This window comes from Streptomyces sp. NPDC037083 (assembly GCF_055606485.1).
In genome coordinates, this window is the sequence record NZ_JBVJSQ010000018.1 from 118,438 (window position 1) to 134,241 (window position 15,804).

General features: G+C 68.2%; 13 protein-coding genes and 2 pseudogenes. 12 read left to right on the forward strand and 3 right to left on the reverse strand.

Going from position 1 to position 15,804, the window contains the following annotated elements; genetic code table 11:
- Nucleotides 1-110: 110 nt before the first annotated feature.
- Together ACZ7DE_RS36785 and ACZ7DE_RS36790 are read left to right on the forward strand one after the other, a co-directional pair.
- A complete protein-coding gene (locus tag ACZ7DE_RS36785; protein WP_470768742.1) occupies nt 111-1,478 on the forward strand; it encodes a sensor histidine kinase in 1,368 nt (455 codons plus the stop codon).
- Complete coding sequence (locus ACZ7DE_RS36790; protein WP_356762974.1) at nt 1,475-2,146, forward strand: response regulator transcription factor; 672 nt, start codon at nt 1,475-1,477, stop codon at nt 2,144-2,146. Before ACZ7DE_RS36785 ends, ACZ7DE_RS36790 begins: the two co-directional genes overlap by 4 nt.
- 140 nt (nt 2,147-2,286) lie before the next feature.
- On the opposite strand, the pseudogene ACZ7DE_RS36795 reads toward ACZ7DE_RS36790, so the two are convergent.
- Nucleotides 2,287-3,290, reverse strand: a pseudogene (locus ACZ7DE_RS36795) (IS5 family transposase).
- A gap of 599 nt (nt 3,291-3,889) precedes the next feature.
- Here ACZ7DE_RS36795 and ACZ7DE_RS36800 point away from each other — a divergent pair.
- Nucleotides 3,890-4,957 (forward strand): acyltransferase domain-containing protein, encoded by a 1,068-nt coding sequence (locus ACZ7DE_RS36800; protein ID WP_470768762.1) that lies wholly within the window; start codon nt 3,890-3,892, stop codon nt 4,955-4,957.
- 253 nt (nt 4,958-5,210) lie between these two features.
- Here ACZ7DE_RS36800 and ACZ7DE_RS36805 read toward each other — a convergent pair whose 3' ends face one another.
- Nucleotides 5,211-5,612, reverse strand: a complete 402-nt coding sequence (locus ACZ7DE_RS36805) for a DUF5958 family protein (RefSeq protein ID WP_470768743.1) — start codon at nt 5,610-5,612, stop codon at nt 5,211-5,213.
- 164 nt (nt 5,613-5,776) lie between these two features.
- On the opposite strand from ACZ7DE_RS36805, the pseudogene ACZ7DE_RS36810 reads away from it, so the two are divergent.
- Nucleotides 5,777-5,881 (forward strand): annotated as a pseudogene (locus ACZ7DE_RS36810) (LysR family transcriptional regulator); the annotation flags it as partial.
- A 484-nt stretch (nt 5,882-6,365) separates the two neighbouring features.
- On the opposite strand, the gene ACZ7DE_RS36815 reads toward ACZ7DE_RS36810, so the two are convergent.
- Entirely contained in the window at nt 6,366-6,959 is a 594-nt protein-coding gene (locus ACZ7DE_RS36815; RefSeq protein ID WP_470768744.1) for a dihydrofolate reductase family protein, read from the reverse strand.
- Nucleotides 6,960-7,026: 67 nt separating this feature from the next.
- Here ACZ7DE_RS36815 and ACZ7DE_RS36820 point away from each other — a divergent pair, with 67 nt between their 5' ends.
- The 8 genes from ACZ7DE_RS36820 to ACZ7DE_RS36855 all read left to right on the forward strand — a co-directional run bounded on the left by ACZ7DE_RS36820 (nt 7,027) and on the right by ACZ7DE_RS36855 (nt 14,925).
- A complete protein-coding gene (locus tag ACZ7DE_RS36820; RefSeq protein WP_470768745.1) occupies nt 7,027-7,605 on the forward strand; it encodes a TetR/AcrR family transcriptional regulator in 579 nt (192 codons plus the stop codon).
- 750 nt (nt 7,606-8,355) lie between these two features.
- Nucleotides 8,356-8,835 (forward strand): HIT family protein, encoded by a 480-nt coding sequence (locus tag ACZ7DE_RS36825; protein WP_470768746.1) that lies wholly within the window; start codon nt 8,356-8,358, stop codon nt 8,833-8,835.
- 651 nt (nt 8,836-9,486) lie between these two features.
- A complete protein-coding gene (locus ACZ7DE_RS36830; protein WP_470768747.1) occupies nt 9,487-10,017 on the forward strand; it encodes an RNA polymerase sigma factor in 531 nt (176 codons plus the stop codon).
- The gene (locus ACZ7DE_RS36835; protein ID WP_470768748.1) at nt 10,014-12,515 is read left to right on the forward strand and encodes an ABC transporter substrate-binding protein; all 2,502 of its coding nucleotides are present in this window, start codon (nt 10,014-10,016) and stop codon (nt 12,513-12,515) included. The genes ACZ7DE_RS36830 and ACZ7DE_RS36835 overlap by 4 nt, the downstream gene beginning before the upstream one ends.
- Before the next feature lie 136 nt (nt 12,516-12,651).
- Complete coding sequence (locus ACZ7DE_RS36840) at nt 12,652-12,927, forward strand: hypothetical protein (RefSeq protein WP_470768749.1); 276 nt, start codon at nt 12,652-12,654, stop codon at nt 12,925-12,927.
- 42 nt (nt 12,928-12,969) lie between these two features.
- Nucleotides 12,970-13,314 (forward strand): hypothetical protein, encoded by a 345-nt coding sequence (locus tag ACZ7DE_RS36845; RefSeq protein WP_470768750.1) that lies wholly within the window; start codon nt 12,970-12,972, stop codon nt 13,312-13,314.
- Nucleotides 13,311-13,637 (forward strand): hypothetical protein, encoded by a 327-nt coding sequence (locus tag ACZ7DE_RS36850; protein WP_470768751.1) that lies wholly within the window; start codon nt 13,311-13,313, stop codon nt 13,635-13,637. Before ACZ7DE_RS36845 ends, ACZ7DE_RS36850 begins: the two co-directional genes overlap by 4 nt.
- Nucleotides 13,638-14,277: 640 nt before the next feature.
- On the forward strand, nt 14,278-14,925 hold the full coding sequence (locus tag ACZ7DE_RS36855) for a dihydrofolate reductase family protein (protein ID WP_470768763.1): 648 nt from the start codon (nt 14,278-14,280) through the stop codon (nt 14,923-14,925).
- Nucleotides 14,926-15,804 lie beyond the last annotated feature (879 nt).

A 15,804-nucleotide genomic window follows, 5' to 3' on the forward strand; every position in this document is an offset into this window, starting at 1 on the left:
ACGCTCTGATCCAGCACGCCGATCGAGCACCTTGATCCGGCGGGCCCGCCCGGGTGCCTCTCCTTCCGGAGGGCGCCCGGGTTCCCGCACGAGTACCGGAAGATGGAGCCGTGGAAGAACGGGGAACGACCACAGGAGTACGCGACCGGGCGGCGGCGGAGACGGCGGCCGGTGGCGGCGGGCGGTCCCGTCGCGTCGAGCGCATCATGTCCGCCATCAACCGCGAACCGCTGACCGCGCCGCACCGCACCCGCAACGACGCGGTCCTCGCGCTGGGCGTCGCCGTGCTCGCCGTAGCCATCGCCCTGATGGGCGGCGAAGGGATCCGGCCCGACCATCTCGGCTGGACGCTGCTGCTCGCCGGGCATGTGCCCCTCGTATGGCGGCGCCGCCGTCCGGTGGTGGCCCTGCTCGGGGTGGTGGCCTGCGTGGCTCCGTACCAGGCCCTCGACTACAACCCCGCCCCGCCCATCCCCGCGACCATCCTGGCGCTCTACACCGTCGCGGCGACCGGCGCCGTACGGCGCACGCTGCTCACCGGTGTCGCCGTCCTCGGCCCGACAGTGATCATCAACGGCCTCACCAACCCGAAGGGGGCGCCGGAGTCCCTGGAGATCTCCGGCTGGATCATCGCGGTCTTGTTCATCGGTATCGACGTCCGCTACTACCGCTGGTACGTCGCCTCCATCGTCGAGCGGGCCGAACGGGCCGAACGCACCCGGGAGGAGGAGGCCAGGCGCCGCGTCGCCGAGGAACGGCTGCGGATCGCCCGTGACCTGCACGACCTGCTCGCCCACAGCATCACGCTCATTGGCGTGCAGACGTCCGTGGCGGCCCACGTCCTCACCGCCGACCCCGATCGCCTCGACCGCAAGGCCGTCGCCCAGGCACTGGACGACATCGCGGGGACCTGCCGGACCGCCCGGGGGGAACTGCGTACGACGCTGGAGGTGCTGCGGGCGCATGACACGGTCGTGGGAGTGGGCGCGGATCTGGGAGCGGGGGCCGGTTCCGTGTCCGGTTCTGTTTCCGGGGCCGAGGACATGCGGGGGCCGCTGCCCGGGATCGACGGACTGGCCGGTCTCGCGGAGACCGGCCGGGTGGCCGGGGCCAAGGTCGAACTGTCCGTCCGCGCGGACGGCATCCCGCCCTCCGTAGGCGCCGCCGCGTACCGGATCGTGCAGGAGGCGCTCACCAACGCCGTACGTCACGGTGGTCGCGAGGACCTCACCGTGCGGGTGGGTCTGTGGACCGCGGACGGCGCACTGCGGGTGAGTGTCAGGGACGACGGGACGGGCGGGAACGCCGGCTCGGGCGGCGGGGTGGGCCCGTCCGACGGCAGGCCGGGGTTCGGGCTCGTCGGAATGCGGGAGCGGGCCCGTAGCGTGGGCGGGACACTGGACGCCGGTCCGGGGCCCGCTGGGGGCTTCGAGGTGACCGCCACACTGCCGCTGTCCCGGGAGGACGAGGTTCGATGACCATCCGCGTACTGCTGGCCGACGACCAGAACCTCGTACGGGCCTCCTTCGCGATGCTCGTTTCGTCGGCCGGGGACATGGAGGTCGTCGCCGAGGCGGGCACCGGGCGGGAGGCCGTGGCGCTGGCCCGGTCGGCGCGGGCCGATCTCATCGTGATGGACATCCGCATGCCCGACCTCGACGGGATCGAGGCGACCCGGCTCATCGCCGCCGACGAGGATCTCGCGGGGGTGAAGGTGCTCGTCCTGACGACGTACGAGACCGACGAGCACATCGTCGAGGCACTGCGGGCCGGGGCGTCCGGCTTCCTTGTGAAGGACATCAGGCCGGCCGAACTCCTCGACGCCATCCGGACGGTGGCCGCGGGGGAGTCCCTCCTCTCGCCCGGTCCCACCTCGCGGCTGATCGCCCGCTTTCTGCGCGCGCCGAACACCGCGACGACATCCGCAGTGGGCGGGCCGAGCGGGCTGTCCGAACGGGAACGGCAGGTGCTCGCGCTGGTCGCGCGCGGTCTCAACAACTCCGAGATCGCCGACGCGTTGGGACTCAGCCCGCTGACCGCCAAGACCCATGTCAGCCGGATCATGGGCAAGTTGGGGGCGCGGGACCGGGCACAGCTGGTGATCGTGGCGTACGAGTCGGGGCTTGTGATACCCGGGACTGCCTGAGTTCGGGCCGACTCCGGGCCGACTCCGGGTCGGGTTCGGGTTGCGTTGCGGGGGTCTGTTGTGCGGTCCCTCAACTCCCTGAGGTTGCACGGGCATTGCTCTGTCCCTCGGTGCGCACAAGGGCCTGTGTGAGGTCGTGATCAACCTGTCGGCTTCAGGAGGTCGTTGATCCAGATCATCGAGGCGCGGAGGTGGAGGCCGGCGAGGTGGCTTTCGGGCGTCTTGCCGTATCGAGTAGGGATGCCCCGCCAGGCCTTCAGCTTGTTGATCAGGCGCTCAACGGTGTTCCGCTCCTTGTAGAGATCGGCCTCGTGGCTTACGGGCCGGCCGCCCCGGGTGCCTTTCTTCTTCCGGTTGGCGGCCTGGTCCTTCTTCTCCGGAATCACTGCCTTGATGCCGCGTCTGCGCAGGTGGGCCCGGTTGCCGCGGGACGAGTAGGCCTTGTCCCCGGTGACCGCGTCGGGCCGGGTGCGGGGGCGGCCGATGGGGCCGCGGACCCGTAACTTCTTGAGCACCGGGATGACCTGTGGGCTGTCCGCGGCTTGGCCCGCGGTCAGCACGAACGCCAGCGGGCGGCACTTGCGGTCGGCGGCCAGATGGACCTTGCTGGTCTGCCCACCCCTGGAGCGTCCGAGGAGAGCGGCCTTCAGGCGGACTCTGCGCCGACGCGGGATGCGTCGTCGCTCCTCCCGCTCGGGATCTGCTTTGACGTCCTGCCCGCTATGTTCTTCGAGGCTGCCCCCTTTGACCTGGCCTTCTCCTCCTCGGCGGCAGCCTTCTCCAGCGCAGTGATGACGTCCTCGCCCAAGTGCATCCCGGAGGCATCGTGGTGTGCCCGCGCGGTGGTGGAGTCGATACTGACCAGGGACAGGTCCACCTCACCCCGCTTTGCCGCTTCCGCGATCATGCCCTCCAGCAGGGCCTCGAAGACGCCGGCGTCACGCCACTGCCGGAAGCGGTTGTGCACGGTCGACCAAGCGCCGAACTCCTGCGGCATCTCCCGCCACTGCCCGCCGGTCTTGAACCGCCAGATCACACCCTCGAACTGCTGCCGGAGCCGCTCGGGGTACGGCCCGTACTCGCCGATCGGCGGGTACGGCTTCGATGAACTCCCCATCTGGTCCGTCAGTTGCACTCGCGTCACACAAGAAGGTCTACCGGTCCAGACCCCGCCACGAAGGCGAATCCCGCAGACTGATCACGACTCGATACGCGCCCTAGTGGTCACCTCGGGACGCACCTGGAACCAACTGCCGGCGGGCTAAGGACTGTCGGGGGTGACCGCCCTTCGCCGGTTCACCGTGTGTCGAGGTGGTGGAAATCGGGCTGTGGTCATGCAGGCAACCCTTGGGTGCCCTTGCGGACGGCCCATCGAAATCCGCTGTCGACAGGTAAATATCAGGGGCGGACGAGGTGGAGAGGCACTTGGACGGGCCTACGTCGCAACCTTCTGGTGGGGCGACTCCATGAGTCCCTGATGGAGTTGAACGACAGCACGCACCGAGCGGAAAGCAGGCCAGGCCGACGCCGGTGCCTGTTGATCCATCTGAGTGAGGCCATATCGGCGTCGTCCAGCGGCGCCAGTGCTCTGGTGGGCGTCGCATGCATGGGCGCAGCCGGACAGACGGATCCTCCAGGTGTGCTGCGCGCCCTAGCGATCCGCCGTGGCGGGCGCCGCCGGCAGCCGCACTACGACGGCCGCTTGCGGGACTTGGAACACCATGATCTACGATTATCGTCGTGATGACGATAAAAGAGAGCGCGAACGCGGCCGAGGTCCGGGCGGCGCTGGGCCTGGGCGAGGAACACCGTGAATGGACGGAGGCGCTGGAGCGGACCCCCGTCGGCGCCGCTGGGGCCGAAATCCCCACAGGTCGCCAACTTGCTTTCCTGCTGGCGCAGTTGAGGGTGCCGGCCGAGGACCGGGCGGAGGTGGCCGAGGCGGCGGAGAAGGCGACCGAGGCCGGTACGCCCTGGTTCTGGCTCCTGGAGCGTACGGTCGCGTCCCTGCGCGCCAGCATGGGCCTCGACACCCCCATGCCGTCGCGCCCCGCCCTCACCGACCACGGCCCGACCGGCCGTTGGCTCACGCTGCTGGCCTGCCTCGCCGTCGTACCGGACGTCCGCGCCCTGCATGCGACCATGGAGACGCCGGACGACGTCTCGTGGGCGAGCCTGGGCATCCTCGGAGAGAAGGTGGCCGTACGGCGAAGGACGCTGGAAGCAGCGGGAGCCGAGGTCGAGCCTCCTTTCCCGTTCGACGACTACGTCCTGCCGGTGTTCCAGGGCCGCCGCTACCGCCTCGACGGCTTCGACTGCCGGGCGTCGAACGACTTCATCGACGTACGACTGCCCTACGGCACAGAGCCGTTCGGAATCCTCGCGGACATGGCCTGGGCTCACGAGTTCCACTACTTCTTCCGCCGGCTCCCCCGCCGGTACGCGAACGGAGTGCCGTTCGGCTACACGGGCATTCCGTGCTATCTCGGCAGCTGGATCAACGACCCTGCTGTTGCGGACTTCTTCCCCCGGGACCACGAGATCCGGCGCTTCACCAGCGCGTACCAGTACATCAACAACAGGGGTCCCGGTCCGGCAGACAAGACAGGCCTCACACCCGGCGACCGAGACGCACTGGAACACGCCTTCGGACAATCGCCTGCGGACCGCCCAACAGCCCTCCGCCTGACCCCGACCACCCCCGTGCAGCGAGCAGTCCTGGAACACCTGAAAGCCGGCAACCACTGGTCCTTGAACTACAGCGGGCAAGCCATCTGGTCCTACTCGCCCTCTCCCCGCCGGACGACATGAGCTGAGCGACAGTCGGCGCGGAGCGCACCGACCCCCGCTACGGGAGGCTTTCGCCTTCTACATGGACACCTGCGGCTAGGTGGCATTCAGTCCGTTCCAGTTCGATCGTCACCAATACCATGACGCCTTGCGGGCCCTGAGCGCGGTGGTCGGCTCCGACGCCGACGGCACGCGCGCATGAGCACTGCCGTCGGCCCGTCTTGGCCGCAGATGAAGTCCAGAGGCGGAGAAGGGCGGCGCGGTGGATCCGTCATCACCCGCCGGCGACGGGCAGGTTGTGCCACCAGTGACCGCATCCGCCGGAGCAGAAGCGTTCGCGTCGCCGTTCGTCCGCGACCGCGAGTACCGCGACCAGCAGCCGGAACGCCTTGCGGCGTTCATCGACAGGGGTGAGGGCGGCGATCTTCCCCAGTTGCTGGTCGATCGGGCCGCGGGTGACCAGAACAGCGGGCGTGTGCGTCGGGCGCAGCCCGGCACGCCGGATGCTCTCCGGTCCGTCTTCGGTGACGGCGCGGGCCTGAACGCAGTGATGGCGCAGGAACAGGAGCACCTCAGCCTGCTCCTCCGGGCCGTGGGTGTCGAACCACTCGGTGCCCTGTGACATCGGGCGCAGGCCTTGGGCGAGTTCGTTGAGGATGATGTCTCGCTCGGTCATGATCAGCTCCCGCAGTCCAGCGAGACGACGACCTCAGCGGTCTCGTCGAAGAAAGCGCAAAGTTGCTGCACGGCCTGCCGACAGTATTGCGGGTCGAGGCCGCCACGGCGCGGACTTCGAGCCATCGCTCCCAGGGACCGCCCGAGGCTGGGAACCGAGTTGTGCTGGAGATCAGGGAGCTGCGGTATTTCGTGGCTGTCGCCGAGGAACTGCACTTCGGCCGTGCTGCCGCCAGGCTCTCCATCGCGCAGCCTGCGCTGCCGAGGTCTTCCCCCGGTGGCCAGGTGTCCCCGACGACGGGACCGGCCCCGAGATCTCCGATGCCGCCGAGCTCATCTCACTGGTCAGGAGCGGCCGGGTCGTCGCCGTCGTACCCCGCTCACTCATCGCACCCGCCCCTCCGGGCATCGTGTGCGTTCCCGTCGCCGGCGCAGGCCCCAGCCGGCTCGTCGTCGCCCGCCGGGAAGACGACCACCGCGACCACGTCATCGCACTCGTTGCCGCCGCTGCCTCACTGCGACGGTGAATCATCGCCTCTTTCGACAGTCCCGAGCTGGATACCAGACCCCTCCTTCACGCACGCCGAAGCGCATATCGCCCCACTGAGTCACCACACTTGAACTGCCACCCAACCAGATGAAGGGGCCCTCGCCCGTGGGCCGGGGTACCAGGCTCCGTCGCACCTCGCGTGCCCGACCAGCAGGCCGTCACCCGGGCGGCCATAGTCATCCGGTAGCGAGGTGACTCCACGAATCAGCGGCGGGTGAGGCGGGTGAGAGTGACCCCGTTGGGGAAGGCGGTGCGCTCGGCGACGTCGAAGGCGGTGGGGTCGAAGGCACCGTCGACCAGCGCGATTCCGGTCCCGGCAACGACCGGATAGGTCTTGATCAGCAGCTCGTCGATCTCTGGCAATAGAGCGCCCGCGAGCTGGCCGCCACCGCAGAGCCAGATGTCCAGGCCGGCGTCCACCTCGCCCTTGAGCTCGCGGACGAGGGCCAGTGGGTCGCTCGGCACGACGGTGACGGCTGGGTCGGTGTCCGACTTGAGGGTGCTGGACACGACGTACTGGCGCAGGTGCGCGTACGGGCTGGTGATCCCGTTGTCGAGGGCAGGACGGTAGGTACCGAGGCCCATGACGACGGTGTCGAAACGCCGGTTGGGCGCGTCGGCGACGCCGACGGCCGCGCGGTATGCGGTCGGGATGGTATCCGGGTACAGCGCGTTCATCCAGGTCGAGTAGGCGGCGGCCTGCTGCTCATCGCCCTGCGGAAAGAAGTCGAACTCGCCACCGGGGCCGGCGATGCGACCGTCGAGCGTGACGCCGATGTAGTACACGAGCTTTCGCATGTGACCCCCACACGTAGTACTCTGTTTGAAGTGGTTTGAACGTAGTACTACATCCGGAGTGGTGTCAATGGTGAGACGGAACGACCAGCGGCGCGCAGCCCTCGTTGACGCGGCGATCGAGGTGCTGGCCCGGGAAGGCGCACGCGGCCTGACTTTCCGTGCCGTGGATGCCGAGGCCGCCGTACCCGCCGGCACCGCGTCCAACTACTTCGCCAGCCGCGACGACCTGTTCACTCAGGCCGGCGCCCGGGTCTACGAGCGACTCCAGCCCGACGAGGCCACGATCGCCCGCCAGCAGGCAGCCGGCCGCGACCGGGACACCTATGCGGAGCTGATGCGCGAACTCGTCGGCCGCATCACCTCCTTCCGCACCGGTTACCTCGCGCTGCTGGAACTTCGCCTTGAGGCCACCCGCCGCCCCGAACTGCGCAAGGTCCTCACTGAGCGAGTCCGGGCCGATGTCGACGCCAACGTCGCCCATCACGAGGCCTCCGGCCTCCCTGGCGACGCCACGGCGGTCAAACTGCTCATACTCACGCTGAACTGGCTGATCGTTGAGCAACTGACACTGCCGGACGTCTTCACCGAGGCAGAGCGTGAGCAGCTGGTGACGGCCGCTGTGGAGCGCATCGTGGCTGCGGAGTAGATGACTTGGCCCCAGAGGCGACGCAAGCCGACCGCAGTGGACGTGGGCCGGACCGAACCGGCCTCGGCGTGTGCCGCCCTGGGTCGGTCCCTGATCCGAAAGAAGGGTCCCTAGCGGGTGATCCGCAGATCAACGGAGCCTGGCTTACTCGTACATGCTGGCAGATGCCGAGAACTTGCAGGTCGTTTCGTCCACACCGACGCCGGCGCACCGGCTGGACGCCCTGGCCCTCGGTCATCGCGGCGGCTTCGAGCTCCTGCAGGTCGCCGTGCAGCAACAACTCAAGGTCGTGGTCCTTGATGGACCGATCCACGGTCACGCCGAGCGACTCGAGCCGCGGCAGAACGGGCCGGTACCTCGGCGCACGGTGCTCACGAAAACGTTGACCCGAGCCTTGCCCTCCTCGCGCGCCGCGCTGAGCGGGTCGGCGAGGCTCCTCTCGACTTCCTGTAGCACTCCCTCGCGGGATGCCGTCCAGCGACAGCCCGCGTACCTGCTCAACGAAGGTCGTGCGGGAACAGCTCCTGTGGTCGCAGCAAGGCTGGCGCACCCGCAGCCGGGTGATGACCCAGCGTGAGCCCAACATTCCTTCTCCCAGGGGCCGTTGATACGCACTGTGCACGCGGCAAGCCTGCTCGCGGCATACCGGGCATCGGCCGGGGTGCTCCTCGCCTCGCTTCGTTGGCTCTTGAAGCGAGTGGGGAGGGTGGGGAGCGAAGAGCAGATCTTGATCGCCGATAGGTTCGGGCCATGACTGGTGACTGGCGGATGGACAGGATCGGGGCTGCTCTGCGGGGCGAGAACCCGACGGTGTTACGGCGGCTCGAGTCGGGATTTGCGGTGATCGGCGACGTCCAGTTCCTGCCGGGCTACTCGGTTCTCCTCGTGGATGAACTGAACGTTCAGCGGCTGTCTGACTTGCCGAGGGCCAAGCGGCTGACATTTCTGTCCGACATGGACCGACTCGGAGAAGCGGTTGAGCGGGCCTGTCGGCAGCTGGACCCTGGTTTCCGCCGGGTCAACCTGGAAATCCTGGGGAACGCTGATCCGTTCTTGCATGCCCATGTCTGGCCACGGTTCGAGTGGGAGCCAGCCGAGCTGGTGGGGAAGCCGGTGTGGCTGTATCCGCGTGAGCGGTGGAGTGACCAGACGTTCACGCTCGGGTCGCAGCATGATGTGCTGCGGGATGCGATCGGCAGCGAACTGGACCGGTTGCGTTCGCCACACTGAGCTCAACCGCCCCGAGCGCGACGACGAAAAGCCGGTCTCCCCAACCGACGTGGCCCGTCCCATCCGGAGCTCGATCATCAACACCTGCCCAGCCACCGCGGGTTGACGTTCCGTCGCACACCTTCGTGATCACAGTGGCCTTCCTCATGCCCGCCCTCGACCCGCGACCGGACGTAGGGCGATTCCGCGGAATCGAACGGCCATTCGCACCTGTACCTCTCTCGGGTGATTCCTGGAGTGGCCGGTACCTGGTTTCCGATCTGCGGCCGATGTGAGGGTGTCAGCGGTCGGAGTAGGCAAAAAAGGGCGGGTGGTCCAGGTGTTCCAGTGGCTGGATTCGGGAGGGGCCGCAGGGCTGGCCGCCGGCCTGAGTGGTCTGGTCGCCGTGTTGGTCCGGTACCGGGTGAGGCTGGCCAGGGAGCAGCGCCGGGCCATGGTGGAGGTGGTGGGGGCACTGGCCGGTGACCTGAGGGCGGTGCGGGTGCGACAGCGCAGTGGGGGCGCGGAATGGTCGGTGGACCTGGGTGCCGACGAGGGCGGCCCTGGGTTGGCGCGGGGCGGTGTGCGGCGTGGTGAGGGGCGGTGCCCGTGACGTCGGCTGAGGAGGGCAGCCCACATCCGAATGCGCAACGGGGTAGGGACCGCAAGGCTATGGAGGCCTTCTACCGGGAACGGCACCCGCGGCTACGGCAGTTCGTGGCGCGACGGGTCGTGGGGCAGGGCGAGGTGGAGGACGTGTGCCAGGAGATCTGGCGGCTCTTCTTCAATCGGTTCGAGGTGTTCCGGGCGGACTACGACGATCCGGCGCAGGCGCTGTATCCGATCGCCCGGTGCCGCATCGCCGATTTCTGGAAGCAGCGCACCGGCAGGCGGGAGTTCCTCGTGGCGGGCGAGGATCTGGTGGAACTGGCCGTGAAAGTACGGCTGGTCGTGACCGATGACGGCGACTGCCGGCCGTGGGACCTGCAGCAGGCCCTGGCTGCGTTGCCGACTCGGCAGCGGGAGGCGCTGTCACTGCGGTATCTGGAGGACTTGAGCGTGCGTACCACGGCGGCTGAGATGGGCGTCAGCGAGAACACCGTCAAGAAGCATCTCAAGGACGGACTGGCGGCGTTGCGCGCGCTACCGTCCCTGACGTCCTACCAGAGTGCTGCCACCGTGCCACAGGAGGTGCACAAGTGACTCAGGGCAACGACCGGCAGCGGCATTTCGACGTCCCGGAGAACGAACTCGCGCACGGCTTCGCGGCGGTCATGGACAGCCTGGACCGCCTCACCGAGGAGGAAAGCCGGAAGCTGGACCGGCAGGCCGACTGCGCGGTCCGCGGCCACGACGCCTACCTTGAGGGTCTGGACCTCCTGGAGCAGGGCGAAGTCGACGACGCCCGGCACCGACTCCACATCGCACTGCACCACCACGTGCCAGGCGTCCAGGACGCTCTGGATGCTCTGGCTGCTCTGGACAGGGCTGCAAGCACGGCAGGCGGGCCTGTCTCACACACGGCGGCCTTTGACGGGTCCCGCATGTCCCTGCCGGTGATTCCGGTTCTGGATGACGTCCGGCAGACGCTGCGCGAAGAGGCGGTGGGGGTGTGGGCGGTGGTCACGCATGGACCGGTGTCCCCGGCACCCTTCGGTGTGCCGCACCGGGACGGCGTAGGCCCCGCCGCGCCCGACAGGCGCCTCGAACACGCCGATCAGGAGCAAGTTGCCCGGGTTGCCGGCGCTCCTGGCGCTGTGGGGGTGCGTGATCAGCGCCAGTTCCGCGAGCAGTTGAAGGAACTACGGATCGTGCGCGTGCGGAGCCCGCTGGCCCAACTCGACGAAGGGCCCACGACGTCGGACGCGGCCACGAAGCGGTCACAGGCAGCCGCTTCCCTGGTGCTGAACCGGGACGCGCTTCCTCCGTGGGACTTCGTGGCCGGCTATCTGGACGCCTGCGGCCTGACGCCGCCCCAGTGCCTGCCCTGGCGCCGGGCCTGGCTGGAGCTGGACAGCGCCACGCACGCCGTATCGCGGCCCGGGCCAGAGGCAACCGTCCTCAGCGAGCCGGGCGAGGACGCAGAAGCCGGCAAGGACATCGTGGTCCGCCTCCTAAGGCAGACAGCACCCACCGCCCGCGAGCGGGCAGAGACGGAACACCCCTCTCACCGGCATGCCTGGCGGACGGCGCAGTCCACCCCTGACGCCAGGTCATCGGTTCGGAAGCGGCCGGGGCGCTGGATGAGGTGGCTGCATCACCACTCGGTCGCCGCGGCGTGCGCGGCACTTGCCGTCCTGGCTGCCAGCTGGTGCCTGAAGCCCCTCCACGATCAGGCGGGCACCAGGCAGATCGAGGCCCTCAGGAAGCAGCGCTGCGGGACGCTGAACCCCGCGCTCGTCGCGCGGCCCGACGGGGAGTGCATCGGCGTCACCGACGGCAGTGACCACTCCGACGTCTTCGGCTCCGAGCTGCGGCAGGTGCTGAGGGCCATGGCCGCGGAGAACCGCAAGGTGCAGGCCGTTCCCCACGTCACGGTCGCGTTCCTGGCACCGCTGACGTCCAAGGGCGCGACGGGCGACCTGACATCAGACCAGTACGTCGACGAGGTCGAGGGTGCCTATACCGCCGTCGAACAGGCCAACGCGAGTGACAGCACGGTCAAGATCCGCGTGCTGCTGGCCAACATGGGCAGCGACGAGCGCTACTGGAGGGACACCGTCGACCAGTTGAAAGCCGAGAAGAATCTGGTGGCTGTCACCGGCATGGGGTCGGGCCGGCGGGAGTCGGTCCAGGCCGCGCGTGAGCTGAGCGAGGCCGGCATCCCCATGGTCGCCGACACCGCCAGTGCCGACGGCTTCGACACCACCGGCACCATCGACGGCCAGGGGCGCATCAACGGCCTGGTCCGGGCCGGCTTCACCAACCGGACGCTGCTCACGGCGGCCGCTGACGAACTGGCGGGCGACACACACACCGCCGCCCTTGTCAGAACGTCCGGAACCGCCGACCTGTACGCGCAGTCCCTCTACCGTGGCTTCCGCACTCTTTCCGGGCTGAAGAAACACCTCGACCCCGCCGCGGACTTCACTTTCGACCCGCGTGGCAGTCTCGACGTCGCCTTGCCCGCCTTGACGCGGGCCATCTGCTACACCGGCCGTCCCATCGACACCGTGTACTTCGCCGCCCCCGAGACGTACCTGCCCGCTTTCCTCACCGCACTCAGCCAACGCAGCTGCCACAATCAACCCATCACGGTCGTCACCGGATCCGGTACCGCCGGCCTGAGCGGCGTGACCCTGGCCGGCCTGCACCAGCCCGAGGCGCCCATCACGGTGCTCTACCCCTCCCTGCCCGACTCCGACGCCCTGAGCAGTTCATCCAATGGCGACCACGCGCTGTACCGGGACTTCCTGCAGGCCTTCAGCGGCGACCACCACGGACAGACCTTCCACCCCGGCCACGCAACCCGCGGCTACGGCGCCGTACTCGCCCACGACGCCGTCGTGACCGTCGCGACCGCTGTTCGCAAAGCCACCCGTGCCACCGGCCTGCCCGACCGACACGCGGTCCTAGACCACCTCTACGACCTCACTGGCAACGCCGTCCCAGGCGCCAGTGGCCGCTTCGGCATCGACCCCACCACCGGCAACCGCACCACCACTCCCGTCACCACACACCGCCTCGGCAACACCACTTGACCCACCGGTCCGGGCCCGACAACCTCACGCGCTCATCCCCCTGTCCCAACAACCAGATTGCCCAGACCGGAGGATCACTCGTTACGGAGAAACTCCGAGTGGTACCAGGGGCATCGAGGCCACGATCGTCGCGCCCATGGCCAGGGTTTTGGCCCTGGCCATGTCCCAGGCCAGGGCTCAGGCCAGACAGAGAACGGGCCCGGCCGGGCCGGGCTGTCCGGCCGGGCCAACGGCCACCGTCCGGTACTTCATCGACGCCCGCGAAGCGGTCGTCCTCACCGACCTGTTCGCCCCGCCACACTGGCGAGACCATCCCCAGTTGCCCACCGAAGCCGCACAGCGACTCAACATCGCACCGCGTCAGCCTCCGCTGCGGAAGATGGTCGTGCCCATGACCGAGAAGGTGCCGTGATTCCACTCACCGCCTGTCAGTGGTGATCGCCATCATGGGGACATGACCAACCCGCACCTGACCACCGGCAGTTTTTGGCGGCTTCACCACGGCGACCAGGAGATCGCCCGGCTGACCGTGACCGGCGCAGACATGCCCTGGACCTACGCCGAAGTCGAGACGCTCCCTGGCTTTGAAGAGTTCCGTCCTCTCTTCACCGAGCAAGAGCGGGCTGTCGACGAGGAGGACTGGGAGCAGGCCGACACCTGTTACACCCAGATCCGCAATGCGCTCACCATGACGTTCCCCGACGGCAGCCCGGTCGCGGAGTTCATGCTGCACATCCACGACGACGGCACCGCCGGCTGGCGCTGGCACGACGAACCCTTCGACGCGGTGAACCAGTGACGCGCTGGCTTCGCTGCTTCTGGGACGAGGAAGCCGTCTGGTTCTACTTCGAGCTGGACACCAATGGATACGTGATCCGGCAAGTCGAGTTGCGAGAACCCGGAAACAAGGCATTGGCCGCTGCCTCGCTGGCCGAGTGGCAAGAGGCTCAAAGGGACGGCCGGTTGGTTGAATACGAGTGCGTCTACGGTGTGACCGCCGAACCACCCATCTCTCAGTGGGAGGGGCACAACCCGCAGTCGCTGTCGGCCAATGAGTTCGAGGTCGTCTGGTCGACCGCCCGTCGGCAGCTCCAGGATCGTCAGCGGCGACATCCTTCCTGAACGCATCACTGCTGCGGCCCCTGGCCAGGAAACTGCCGCCTTCAGTGCGAAACCGGGCGTCAAGCGTCTCGCCGTCCTGATAAGGCCCTGGCCAGGCGGCATCACCCTCGCCATGATCCATGAGACGCGCCAGCGGCACCGCCCAAGGTTCTTCCGTGACGCTTCGCCGTTCCACAGTCAGTCGCAGTTCAACCAGTCACCCCGCAGGTCAGCGGTGCCACACCTGCAAGATCAACAGAGCTGGGGTTCCTGGACGGGTACGCCTTACCCACGATCGAGCCCGTGGCACGCCCGCCCGGGGGTCCGCGCGGAGCCCGGCCCGGACATGCCGACATGCACTGTGTCTCGCCCATCGCCCCCCGGCGCACCACCTGCCCCCGGGGTGCGTCCTCGACAGACCGTTCGCGGCCCCCGCGACCCAGCACCAACGCCTGCCCGCCGGGATCACGCGTGATTCCTGGCGGCCCGGTACCGCTCCGGTGGGCAGAAGGTGCCGCCGAACGGCGCAGTCGAACGGTCGCGCGGGGCACGCTTTGGAAGAACTCAGCCGCCGCTGTCGATCCGGCCACGTCCCGTTCGACATCCTGATGTAGGACGCATCGCCCATACGAGGAGGCGACAGAACATGATGAGGGAGCACGTGGATCAGTTGCTGCGAGTGCAGAACTTCACCATCTCGAGCGACGGCATCGCCGCCGGTGAGGACCAGAGCCTGGAACAGCCTTTCGGCCACGCCATCGATCCGGGAAAGCTCTTCGCCTGGGCCGGCGCCACGGCGAGCTGGCCCAACCGCACCGACCCCGGGGGAAGCCGGGGCCTCGACGACTACTTCGCCCGGGACTTCAACCACAACATCGGTGCCGAGATCATGGGCCGCAACAAGTTCGGACCCCAGCGCGGCGAGTGGCGCGACCACGAGTGGCGCGGCTGGTGGGGTGACGAGCCGCCCTTCCACACGCCGGTGTTCGTCCTGACTCACCACAAGAGGCCATCGTTCACGCTCTCCGACACCACGTTCCATTTCGTGGACGGCGACCCAGCCACCGTTCTCGCGCAGGCACGGGAGGCAGCGCAGGGCAAGGACGTCCGGCTCGGCGGCGGCGTGAGCACCATCCGGGAATTCTTGGACGCCGATCTCGTCGACACACTGCATGTGGTCGTCTCACCGGTGAAGCTCGGGTCCGGGCTACGTCTCTGGAACTCGCCCGAAGAGCTGCTGGACCGGTTCCACATGGAGATCGTGCCGAGTTCGAGCGGCGTGACGCACCACTTGTTCTGGCGCAAATGACGAGAGAGACGGCAGGGGGACCTCGGCATGGAAGACGCGAGTGTTCCGGCAGAAGCTGAGAGCCAAGAATGCGCCCGATCCTGCCGGTCAGCAACAGCCATTGCGGCCGGCGGCGGGACCACCGACAGGTGATCGACGGGATCCTGCACCTAGGGCGGACCGGGACGCAGTGACGTGACCTGCCCGAACCGTCCGTGCCATGGAGGAACCGTCTATGCACGCCATCGGCCGTGGGCCGACCGACGGGACGGGAGAGCATCCGCCCCGGCAGCTCCTGGGCTGCGGCCTACGCGGCAGGGAGATCGACTGAGACGTCGCGGTGGATGCCACCGTCGTGGGCGCTCATCGGCACGCCGGCGGCGGCTCGGACCGAGCCGCCGCCGGCACTCACGCCAAAGGGGCGCTGAAGAGGCGCAACACCAGGGCGATACGCCGTGCCAGAGGCTGATCGCCCGCCCGGTGGACGTGTGCTGGAGGCCAGGGCCCGGGTGACTCGCGGGGCGGGTTCGCCGGCAAGCTCCACGTGAGCAAGCACGGCCGCCCGGCTTCGACGGGACCGCTGGAAGGAGCGCAACACCGACGACCGGGCGATCAACCGGCCTGAAGCAGTCCCCGGCGTCGCCGCTCGCCACTCGCCACGCCGGGCGTGAATGCGACGCGGAGCGCCGTCATGTCCATGAAGTGTTCACCTTGGGTTCTTTTTCATTTCGGCATGTGCTTTCATTTTCCGGCGGGCGCATAGCGAGGAATTGGCGCTGTGATGGGCGTCACATGGATTCTTCGCAGAGTTTGTCGGTCAAATCCCAGGATTTGCCTATCTATTTTCCTGGACCGGATGTTGTCCTCCCTTTACGTTCGACGGGCGATTGCTTGATCGTT

What these genes read in the sequence shown, in the direction of transcription:
- ACZ7DE_RS36790 (WP_356762974.1), top strand. Translation starts at nt 1,475, where the DNA reads ATGACCATCCGCGTACTGCTGGCCGACGACCAGAACCTCGTACGGGCC.
- ACZ7DE_RS36800 (WP_470768762.1), top strand. Translation starts at nt 3,890, where the DNA reads ATGACGATAAAAGAGAGCGCGAACGCGGCCGAGGTCCGGGCGGCGCTG.
- ACZ7DE_RS36805 (WP_470768743.1), bottom strand. Translation starts at nt 5,612, where the DNA reads ATGACCGAGCGAGACATCATCCTCAACGAACTCGCCCAAGGCCTGCGC.
- ACZ7DE_RS36815 (WP_470768744.1), bottom strand. Translation starts at nt 6,959, where the DNA reads ATGCGAAAGCTCGTGTACTACATCGGCGTCACGCTCGACGGTCGCATC.
- ACZ7DE_RS36820 (WP_470768745.1), top strand. Translation starts at nt 7,027, where the DNA reads ATGGTGAGACGGAACGACCAGCGGCGCGCAGCCCTCGTTGACGCGGCG.
- ACZ7DE_RS36825 (WP_470768746.1), top strand. Translation starts at nt 8,356, where the DNA reads ATGACTGGTGACTGGCGGATGGACAGGATCGGGGCTGCTCTGCGGGGC.
- ACZ7DE_RS36830 (WP_470768747.1), top strand. Translation starts at nt 9,487, where the DNA reads ATGGAGGCCTTCTACCGGGAACGGCACCCGCGGCTACGGCAGTTCGTG.
- ACZ7DE_RS36840 (WP_470768749.1), top strand. Translation starts at nt 12,652, where the DNA reads ATGGCCAGGGTTTTGGCCCTGGCCATGTCCCAGGCCAGGGCTCAGGCC.
- ACZ7DE_RS36845 (WP_470768750.1), top strand. Translation starts at nt 12,970, where the DNA reads ATGACCAACCCGCACCTGACCACCGGCAGTTTTTGGCGGCTTCACCAC.